Annotated in this window: 5 protein-coding genes and 1 pseudogene; 1 reads left to right on the top strand and 5 read right to left on the bottom strand. The window is 41.4% G+C overall.

Going from position 1 to position 10,435, the window contains the following annotated elements; translation table 11 throughout:
• Positions 1 to 306: 306 nt before the first annotated feature.
• The 4 genes from F7734_RS43330 to F7734_RS43315 all read right to left on the bottom strand — a co-directional run bounded on the left by F7734_RS43330 (position 307) and on the right by F7734_RS43315 (position 8,171).
• Positions 307 to 1,395, bottom strand: coding sequence for an ankyrin repeat domain-containing protein (locus tag F7734_RS43330; RefSeq protein ID WP_155750558.1), 1,089 nt, complete (start codon positions 1,393 to 1,395; stop codon positions 307 to 309).
• Positions 1,396 to 1,520: 125 nt separating this feature from the next.
• Positions 1,521 to 5,285, bottom strand: a complete 3,765-nt coding sequence (locus tag F7734_RS43325; protein ID WP_155750557.1) for an RHS repeat-associated core domain-containing protein — start codon at positions 5,283 to 5,285, stop codon at positions 1,521 to 1,523.
• 555 nt (positions 5,286 to 5,840) lie between these two features.
• Positions 5,841 to 7,616: a putative Ig domain-containing protein gene (locus tag F7734_RS43320; RefSeq protein WP_155750556.1), complete on the bottom strand. Its 1,776-nt coding sequence runs from the start codon at positions 7,614 to 7,616 to the stop codon at positions 5,841 to 5,843.
• A 45-nt stretch (positions 7,617 to 7,661) separates the two neighbouring features.
• Complete coding sequence (locus F7734_RS43315) at positions 7,662 to 8,171, bottom strand: ankyrin repeat domain-containing protein (RefSeq protein WP_155750555.1); 510 nt, start codon at positions 8,169 to 8,171, stop codon at positions 7,662 to 7,664.
• A gap of 371 nt (positions 8,172 to 8,542) precedes the next feature.
• On the opposite strand from F7734_RS43315, the pseudogene F7734_RS43310 reads away from it, so the two are divergent.
• Positions 8,543 to 8,800 (top strand): annotated as a pseudogene (locus tag F7734_RS43310) (transposase); the annotation flags it as partial.
• Between the two features lie 651 nt (positions 8,801 to 9,451).
• On the opposite strand, the gene F7734_RS43305 reads toward F7734_RS43310, so the two are convergent.
• The gene (locus tag F7734_RS43305; protein WP_155750554.1) at positions 9,452 to 10,375 is read right to left on the bottom strand and encodes an ankyrin repeat domain-containing protein; all 924 of its coding nucleotides are present in this window, start codon (positions 10,373 to 10,375) and stop codon (positions 9,452 to 9,454) included.
• Positions 10,376 to 10,435: the final 60 nt, after the last annotated feature.

Raw genomic sequence — 10,435 nt, 5'->3', positions numbered from 1 at the left:
ATCCCCCCCTCCTCTTAATGAGGAGTATTGTTCTTGGTACAAACTCCCTCTTGCATAATGGCTTGTTGGTTATCTATATCACAATGATGAGTCTACTTAATTTGGTTGTGAGGTTGGCAGTTGAATGCGTGAAAATACTAAGGTGGCGAAGCTTTCTTGAATATAGAATCAAGAATAAAGAATCTAGAAAATAGGTCGGAATAAGACTTAGAGTTGATAGACTGTAAAGAGCGTTTTACGATTAGCAATTGTTGTCAACAATTGCCATCCGGGTCAGTAGTAATCATTGCTGACTCAAAAATTCTTTCAGTTTTCTTTGACTCCAGCTTTTCGGATAAGTTGAACAATCTCAATCTCACCTTTATGAGTTGCAATTTCTATAGCTGTCTTGCCAGAGAAGTCTTTTATCTTTATATCTACTCCTGCCCGAATCAGAGTTTTGATAATATCCATATATTGGAGTTTACGCTCTGTCTGTTTCCACGAAACTGCTTGCTCTACAGCTAAAGCTAAAAGTGTGCTACCTTCATGCTTCACATGTACATCTGCACCAGAATCAATTAAAAATTGCACTATTTCGAGTTGTCCTCTTGTAACAGCTGTAATTAAAGGAGTGGTTTCATACCGCTCATGCTTAATCTCTATATTAGCCCCAGCTTCTATCAGAAATCGAACTACATCTAATTGATCGTGAAGAATCGCCAAGTGTAGCCCAGAATTGCCATCAGTATCAACAGTATCAATATCTACTCCGGCAAAAATGGCATTTCTTACAACATCAACATCTCCTTGTCCAGCAGCTAGAATAAAGTCATTAATCAATAAGTCATTTTTCCTGTGAGGATACAGTAACCCTGTGGGAAGTTGTTTAGCTACTTGCTCTCTAATTTCTGGAGAACTTAGAGGAGCTAAATAATTGAATACCGCTTGCCATCCCTCACGAGCAGCACACATTAGAGCGCTAACCCCTTGTTCTGTAGTGGCGTTGATATTAGCACCTCTTTCAACCAAGAGTTTCACAATACTAAGATGACCAGCATTGGCAGCGCTCATTAAGAGTGTCCATCCGTCACCAAGATTGAGATTAACCTCTGCTCCTGCTTGAAGAAAAGCTAAAGTTATATCTGCTCGTCCTGCTTTAACAGCAATATCCAGTGGAAATTGTGTAGCTCCTGCATTGATATTGACTCCAGTTGACAACATAGTTTGTACAATTGACAATTCACCTTTTTCGACTGCATATTCAAGAGGCGTATAACCAAAATTGAACAGGCATTGATTATTATTTACACCTTTCCACAAGATTTTTTTGACGGTTTCTAAATCGCCAGAATCAATAGCATCAAAGAGTAGTGTTTCAATTTCTTCTGGCTCATCATTTTGATTAGACATCATTGGTATTATTTCCTGATAAATCTTACTACAGTAAACAAAGATAAGTTTTACTTTTCCTAAAAAGCTTATCTTTACTCTACTTATAAAGAAGACAAAACTTATAAGCCATACATGATTGCTGATTGCTATAGAGGGGAGCGAAATCCTCTCTTTTCCCTTAAAGATAGGATGACTACAACAATACCATCCTTAAAAGCCTCTTTCCGCACTTTTTCATTCTCTGCTGAAGTTCCAGACCATAGTGTAAAGAAACCGGCAAAGCGATAACCATAGTTGGCTGCGTGTTGAGCAATAGCCTGCCATTGCTCTTGCTGATTTTTTCTCTCAAAATAACTGTTAATCATAGTCGTGACTGCTAGCTTAATATCACCAATTAACCAACTTCTTTCACTTGTATTTCGAGGTGCATCAGGTCTGATAATATAATCTGGCCTTGGATGGTTTGGGTTTCCACCTAAATCGAAAGCTCGTTCGGGAAATAGCCTGAATACAGAAAAGTCTCTTATATTCGCGCCGTTGCCTGATGGTTTTCCTGATTTGGGGTCAACTGGAACTTCAATATATATGTTGTCAAGAAAGTTTTGGTCATTTTCAAAACGGTTATTGACGTGTTTACTAGCACTACCTGCCCATTCGTTTCCTGCCTCAAGTAAATTGTTAGCTTTGAAGAAGTTAAATACAGAATTTACATCAATGGGCATTACTGCACGAAGAGCAGAAATAGCTGCATCGTTAATGACTTCTTTTGCTTTATCTATAATATATTCCCTTGCTTGTTGTTGCACTTCATATCGAATAGTTTGTAAGATATCTTGAAAGTTTTGAGTCGAGTTAAGTTCAACCAGCGTAAACATCCCTGTCGGGTCGCTATAAATATACGGGTTGTTATACACAAACTGATAGGGATTAAAACTCTCCGGCTGTGTCTCAATAATATCAACTCTGTCACGACTTAAGAACAATCCCGTTGCTGGGTCATAATCCCTTGCTCTAAAGTGATACAGTCCGCTCTCAGATTCTAACCATTGCCCTTGGAACCTGAAGTCACCACCCGCAGCGCTATTATTATCACCTACTTGTGACAAGATGTTACCAAAAGCATCATAGAGGAACTTACCAGCACTCGCCCCTTGACCATCAGCTAACCCAATAACAGTACCCATCGCATCAGTTAAATAGTACACTGGCTTGCCATCAGCGCCTATTCGCATCAACGGACTTGAACCACCAGCGTAGATGTAGTTGGAAATCAGATTACCAGCAGCATCGGTAATTAAATCAGTTGATTCTAAACCACCACCCATCGCCGGTGCTACCAAAAATCTTCTTTCAGTACTACCGGATACTGCCTTAACTCTGTTACCAGCACCATCATAAGTATACTGTGTTGTTTGACCAGTGGTTTCATTCTCAACAATCGTGAGACGGTCATAAGCATCGTGGTCTAGATCGAGCGTCTTGCCATCTCTGTTTATCAGCGTCAACCTTCCATCGGTGTCGTAATCGTAATTCTCGGTCTCGCCAGTTTCAGTGACAGTATCTAATTGATAGCCATCCGTGTAATTGAAAGTGCGATTACCACCACTCGTTGACTGTGCCTGACGCTTGCCAGAAGCATCATAAGTATAGGTTGTTTCTTTCAACAATGTACCCGATGCATTGTAGTACGATTCTTTCTCAACCCGTAGTGCGGTATCGTATTTGAGTTTGACATAGGAACCATCTTCACAGGTAATCTTGCTTGGTTCTCCGATTCCCTCACGTTCGTAGGTGACAGACGTTAACACTTGCCCAATAGCGTTAGTGTGGACGATAGATTTAGTTCTATCGAGGTCATCATATTCATAGACGGTTTTCACACCATTGGGTAAGGTACGTTCTTTCAACCTGTTGACCACATCATATTTCATTGTGGTAATTCCGCCTACAGGGTCTTTAATCCAGTTCAAATTACCAAACACATCGTAATCATACTCGGTGGTGTACGCTGTTGCATTGGCAGAACCTTTTTCGGTGACAGTCTTAGTACGTCCAACGGAATCGTAAGTGTAGCTAATACTACTACCGTTAGCAGAATCCATCCCTTCGAGACGGTTGTTGCTGTCGTAGCGATAAGTCGTAGTAGCAGTGCTGTCGGTCATTGTCTTGACCGCGCCCTCAGTGGTATAAGTGTAGCTAACTGTATCTGTGACAACACCGTTGTTCTTAGTTGTTTGGGTTTTCACTTGTCCCGATTCATAGTAATCGTACTCGATGGTTTCTCCACTTGGTAATGTCACTGTTTCCAAACGGTTGTCGCCAGGACGATAGGACATTTGTTTAAAGGTATTATTGCCGAATGTGACTTTTTCTAAATTACCAAGTGCATCGTACTGATACTGGAGAGTTTCGCCTGTGGGTGAGGTGATTTTAGCTAGTCCATCATCATCGTAATCGTAGGTGTAGGTATTGCTAGCAAGGTCAGTTGCAGTTTTTAATCTGCCCTGTGCATCGTATCCGAACACTCGGTCATTACCACCTATATCAATGATTCTGGTTGGATAATCTTTGGCTTCTTGCAGATTATTGGCGTAAAGATATTCTGTTTTCTGAGTGAATTTACTCCCATCGCGTAGTTGATAAATAATTTCTTTGGGCAAGTAGTAATCATCACTAACACTAGTTGTCTTGCGTCCTAAGGGGTCAATGACTGTTGTCTGTAAACCATTATACTGGTAGCGATAAGCCCGGAGCTCAACAGTTGTATCGACTACGGGTTTTCCTTGTGCGTCGGTGACAATATGACCAGCCGTGTTGGTTAAATACTTACCGCTCTCCGTAGAGTCAAGGCGACCAGTGCGCGTGTTGTAATTGTATCGGGTAAATAGCTTGAGGGCATTAACTTCTTCAATGACCCGACCACCCGCATCATACTTCTTGGTGGTGGTTGCGCCCGTCCGCAAGTCTTTTACGCTCGTTAACCGTCCGGCAGCATCATACCCGTATTCAGTCACATCATTACCGGAAGCATCAGTTTCTCTAAACAACCGTCCCGCAATATCGTACTTGAACGTCGGCGTATCACCATCAGGAGTCACCCAACCTGCTAACTTCCCATCAACCGTTAACTTGCGCTCCATTTTACCAATAGTTGGTGCTTCCAACTTGGTCCAATCACCACCAGCGCCTTCATAATCGTATTTCACCCAAATGCCATTGCCGTAGTCAGCAAATTTCTCGCGTCCGAGTTTGTCATACTCGAAAGTGGAAACTTCATCATCACTGGTATCACCAGGAGTCCCCATATCCTCAACCATCCGTTTCAGCTTGCCGTCAGCGTAGTACTCAGAAGTTGTCACGCCGCCATCAGCGTCAATGGTCGTCACGACATTGCCAAAGTCGTCATATTGGTATGTTGTCGTTCCTGTGGAATCAGTTTCAGTTTCCACTTGTCCTACTGCATCATAGGTGAAAGACTGAATAACATTGCCTAAGCCATCTTTCATTGCCAGCAGATTACCGAAACGGTCATAATCCATTGTCATAGATGCACCAGTTGGTGTCACCAGCGTTGTCATATTGCCGTATTTATCGTAAGTGTAGTACGTAACTCCTGGCACAACAGTAGGACAACCGCAATACTCCTCTGTGCGTGACTTCAGGTTGCCAAACTCGTCATACTCATACTTGGTGACGAGATTGTTTGCGTTGGTAACTTGTAACAGATTATTGTCGTCATCGTATTTCATCTGAGTTTGATGACCAAGTGCATCAACAACCCGTACTACATTGCCTCTGGTATCATACTCGTAAGTGGTAGGATTACCATTAGCATCTAATGCTGTTTGCAGAGAATTAGCTGGATCGTAATCAATCTCTACAGAATTACCCGTAGCTGTTGCGACCTGCAATTATAAATGCTTAAACCAGCAATCAAGACATTTTTCAGCCAGGATTATTTGCAACTAAGGGAGTGACCAAACCAGAATTAGCTGCAAATGAACCAGGATTATTTGCAACTGAACCTGCAATCATCTACTTGAACCAGGATTATTTGCAACTAGCCAAAAGTCGCACCAAACGGTAGTTTAGCAGCTTACTCAAAAAAATTCCCCCGAATTGTCAACATAGTGATTTCGTCAAAGACCAGAATTAAATGCAACTAGCAGTAAAATAAACTACCCTTTATTTTACTGCCGATTTTTAGACTGAATCAACCATCTACTACCTGTTGTGTGGTCAAGAAAGTCGGTAAAAAATTCAAAGTAAATTTATTCGGTAGCTCCATGAGTTTCTGAACACAAGTCTAGTTGCAGTTAATCCTGGTTTGTTTGCATGATTGCAGGTTCAGTTGCAAATAATCCTGGTTCAAAAGCAAATAATCCTGGTTGAGACGTAATTTCAGTTGCAAATAATTCTGGTTTGAAAAAATCTTGATTGCAGGTTTTGACATTTATGATTGCAGGTCACAACACATAGGCGTTTATTGAGTCATTGTTCCATTCTGCCAGCAGTAAAGAAGCACCATTTTCAAACTTGGGTGCGGTCACGGGCATATACACAAAACCACCAGGTCTGTCCCCTACTGTTGTCTCAATCTCAATTGAAGTAATAGCGCCATCAGGAGAATAGTTGACAGTGGAGAAAGTGTTGTTTGCACCAGTGGATTTGAGTTGTCTTGCACCAGGTAGACCCTCGGGAACTTCTTGCAAACCGCGCAAGCTACCCTTCACACTGCTGGCTAGCAATTTATTCTCAGAGGTATAGTAAACCAGACCAGCATCAATGTATGGGGCGTAAGCGTAGTAGTTAGCAACATAGGGAGTTGTTGGGTCGTCATCGTCGTCAAACCCAATAATGTGACCGCCATCCCCTCGCTGGACTTTCAGTTCCATGATGACGCCGCCACAGCTATCCGCTGCACCACCAATCAATATCGTGTTGAAGTCAACCGTACCATCGGCATTCCGTTTGAAGGTCATTCCTCCCAACATTGGCGGTACGCCATTTGGGCTTCCCAAGTTATAAGCGGTGTATATATCCTTGAAGGTTTCACCGATAACAACCCGGTTATCTGGTGTCATATTGTTCGGATTAGTCAAATCCCGCTTGCCGTCACTATCAATATCTGCGTATACAGTCCCTTTGACAGTACCGGGAACAGTATCGCTAATCACTAAGTCGATTGTTTGCGTATCAACACCACCGCGACCATCTTCCACGCGCACTGTCACTTGATGAGTGCCAACTTCTGGGCTTGACCAAATAATTTTGCCTGTGACATCATCAATGAACATTGCTCTGGGCGCATCCATTAACCTATAGGTCAGGGTGTCACCATCGGCATCGTCGGCATCAACATCATAAACATAGCGCCAACCATTGAAACCCGCTTTTACCCCATCTGTGATGATAGTTGGTGCATGATTTCCTGGTTCTGGTGCAACGCGAATTTTATAATCTTGAATCGCCTTGCCGCCGCGACCATCTGTGACATCAATTCTGACCCGGTAAGTACCATTATCCTCACCGCTTTTGTTTGATTCACCCTCTCCTGGTGTGACAATAGAAGCTGCGGCTTTCGTTGAGATGACTTGGAAACCGTACTGTGTCGGCGTGTTCCCATAGCCAGAAACTGCCAGAATATATTCCCCGTCTGTTGGTAGCAACAGTTCAAAATCATCTGTGATATAGTTGTCTGCTAGCACCAAGCGATCGCCAGGGCGGTATAGCTTCCATCTGGCATCACTTCCAGAGATTCCATCAAGGTACAAACGTTGACCTGCCGTGCCAGTAAATTTATAGAGGTTGGTATCATTGCCGCGCAGCAAGTTCTCCTTAACTTGTTTGTTCAATTCCATTGAGCGAGCATCAGCCAAATCCCACAGCCGGAAACGGTATCCAGTTGGCGTATCTTTCTCGCCAGAAAGCAAAAGATTGTAAGTTCCGGTTTCTGTGAGGGTGAACGGACCAACATCTGCCGTGGAATAACCCTCAAGATACCCTGGATTGAAAATAATGTTGCCCGAAGGACTAATTAAGCGAGCTGTTACAGTGTCAGTACCCACAGTAGCTCCATCGGCGAACATACCATCGTAGAAGAGCTGTTGACCTGCAACGCCAGTGAAACTATAATCATGCATCAGGCGACCGGGTTCTAAAGGCTTGGTCACCTCAGCACTGAATTGCAACACGCGGCGATCCCCACGCAGCGAGGGTGTTTCTGTGGGCAAATCTATCAAGGCAAACTGATAGCTTGTCCGTCTTGCTAAACCTTGGTTTCAAAACTAAGTTTCGACCTGCTGTCGTAATTCTGGATTTGTTAAAGGAGCTAAATAAGCAAAAATTTCTTGATAATCGCAGTTAGCAGCTACTGCCAAAGGAAAGTTTCCGCCATCTCTTATTTCATTTACATCTGCACCTGCTTCAACCAAGAGTTTGACGGCATCAAAATTACCACTGCTTACAGCGCACATTAGTGGTGTCCAATATTCAGGGTCTTTTAAGGGAATATTTACAACTGCGCCTGCTTCAATCAGTAATTTCAGCATTGCCAAATTTCCTTTAGAAGCTGCTATAGCTAAAGGTGTCTCATTATCATAAAGTACCCTATCTTCATCATTAACTTCAGCCCCTAACTCAATTAATAAGCGAACAATTTCTACATTATTCTCGCGGACAGCTTCACTTAAAATTATTGTTCCACTTGCTTCCTTGATACTAGTTTTATCGCTAGCAATAAGTTGATGTAATTTAGTTACATCACCAGATTTTATAGCTGCTACAAACTTACGCATGATTAAAACCCCCGACTAATTGATAAATCGCGTGGATTTAACTCTAGCCCAAATGCTTTTAAAAAAACACTTTTAAGGTGCGATCGCCTTTGGCGCAAGCGAAGCTATCGCATCGCCAACGCACTCTCGTTCGGAAGGGAGTCAAGCAGCTTTTCTATGGAATGTCCGGATTTTTAGGTAGAAAATATTATTAGTATTCTCCAAAATTCCGTGAATTTCCGTGATTAGATGCAAAATGGCAATTTATGCGCGAATGCGCTAGAAGGCTAAGACCTTTGTCCCACAACCGATTTCACTTTATGCGCGACGGTCGGCGGCTGAAACCCCTGTAAACTCGTTCCCAAAATTTCACGTTATCTGCAAACCCATAGGCGATGTGGCTTTTTGTGACAACAGAGGGTGTGGAACCGACGAATAATGCTGCTGAAAGAGCTATTCGCCCTGCCGTTATCTAGCGACGTACCAGTTTTGGTTCTCAAACTCTAGCAGGGAGTACTTTTGTGACTCGAATGTTGACTGTGGTTACAACTCTTCAGTCTCAACATCGTGATGTCCTTGAATATCTGACCCTTGCCATTGCTGCTGCTCGTGGTCATCAATCTCCTCCTTCTTTGCTCCCGCAATCTTAGGTAGAATAAACACAAACATACTTGTTCTGGTATGGATAACAATTCTTTGCGTCCACCTCCACGACGATGTATTCTAACTTTTTGTTGTTCTAGTTTAAACTTTTCTTCTTCATGAAGTTGTTTAGCGCAATTTACTTTTGTCAGTAAATTGGTCATAACTTATACCCAAAACTTGTTTTGTGCGCGAGGGGTACTTTTGTATATAATCGAATGTACTAATCATTTAATTAAGTCTTGGTAGAGGGTCAACTTTACTTTCTACCATTTTTTTGCACCAAAATCATATTTCGGACGAGTCTATGTACAACGAGAATAGTTAGCTGAACTTAAGATGCTCCCAAAGCGCGAATTTTACGTCCCTAGTTCAGGACACACTCAAAAATAATTACCTAGACTCGGCAGTTTTATTCTACATACATAAGTTTGAGCTAGGAGAATAAAAACTTGAACTGGTGTTACAGCAAAACTTTGTGGATTGTGGCTGTAGCAAACACAACCGTCATATTGTAGCGCGAGCGCGTACCTCTGCTCTCGTTCAGCTAATTATTCTCTAGTTCAACTAATTATTCTCCAGTTCAGCTAATCATTTTCTTTGTACAGTCTATTGAAATGCGTTTGTCCTTGGCTTTTGGGCTACGCCAGTGTCAGACTTTATTGTCTCAATACATCTGTGCCTAAAAGTAAATTTTCAATTTCAGTATGCCCAGATTTTTGCGCGTAAGTAAGTGCTGTATACCCTTCTTTATTCTTTAAATTGGAATTTGCACCAGCTTTCAATAGAATATTGACTATTTCTAGATGACCATTTTTTACTGCGTACATGAGAGCATTACACTCATTCTTATCAGAATAATTCACATCTATATTACTTTCTAGCAAGAGACCAACTATATCTTTATACCCTTCATTAGAAGCTAAAATTAGTGCAGCACCTATATCTTCAATATTTATTTCTGTTTTTAAAACCTTTTTAACTATATCTGTCTTTCCCTTTCTAGTCGCTGCTAATAATCTTTTTCCTTGGTGAAATCTTCGATATTGAAGTTGTTCTTCAGCATACTTTTGTTCGTCTAAAGATAATAAGGGCAATAAATATTCAACTAGTTTCCATCGGTTTTCTCTTAAAGCAATATTCAATGCTGTATGATTATCGTCGTTAATTATATTGATATCCGCTCCGGCATCAATTAACAGACGAGCAATATCATCACAGCCAGCATCAATAGCTACCATCAAAGGAGTCCATTCAGATAAGTTTTGAGAATTTAGGTTAGCTCCAGATTCAAGCAGAAATTTTACGATTTGAATTTTCCCAGAACTAGCAGCTATTTCTAAGGGTGAACAACCATTTACTGCATTATTCACATTTACACCAGCGTTAGTCAAAATCTTAACGATTTCAAGATTTCCAAGAGTTAACGCTAATTGTAAAGGAGTTAATTCCTCATATCCAGGTTGCTCTAAATTAACACCTTTGATGATTGTATTTTGAATTTTTTCAAGTTCGCTATTTTTAATTGCTGAAAATAGGGTTTTGTCAAATTCTTCTAAATCCTTTTTATTGTCTTCTAGCATATTATTCTTCTTTTAAGAATAACTAGTTAATTGTTGAAATCAATACAAAAAAACTTTTTT

It is taken from the genome of Scytonema sp. UIC 10036 (genome assembly GCF_009725235.1).
This window is presented reverse-complemented; position numbering and strand designations above follow the sequence as displayed.

Coding starts and splice junctions, on each gene's coding strand:
- F7734_RS43330 (WP_155750558.1), bottom strand. CDS start 1,395: ATGATGTCTAATCAAAATGATGAGCCAGAAGAAATTGAAACACTACTC.
- F7734_RS43315 (WP_155750555.1), bottom strand. CDS start 8,171: ATGCGTAAGTTTGTAGCAGCTATAAAATCTGGTGATGTAACTAAATTA.
- F7734_RS43305 (WP_155750554.1), bottom strand. CDS start 10,375: ATGCTAGAAGACAATAAAAAGGATTTAGAAGAATTTGACAAAACCCTA.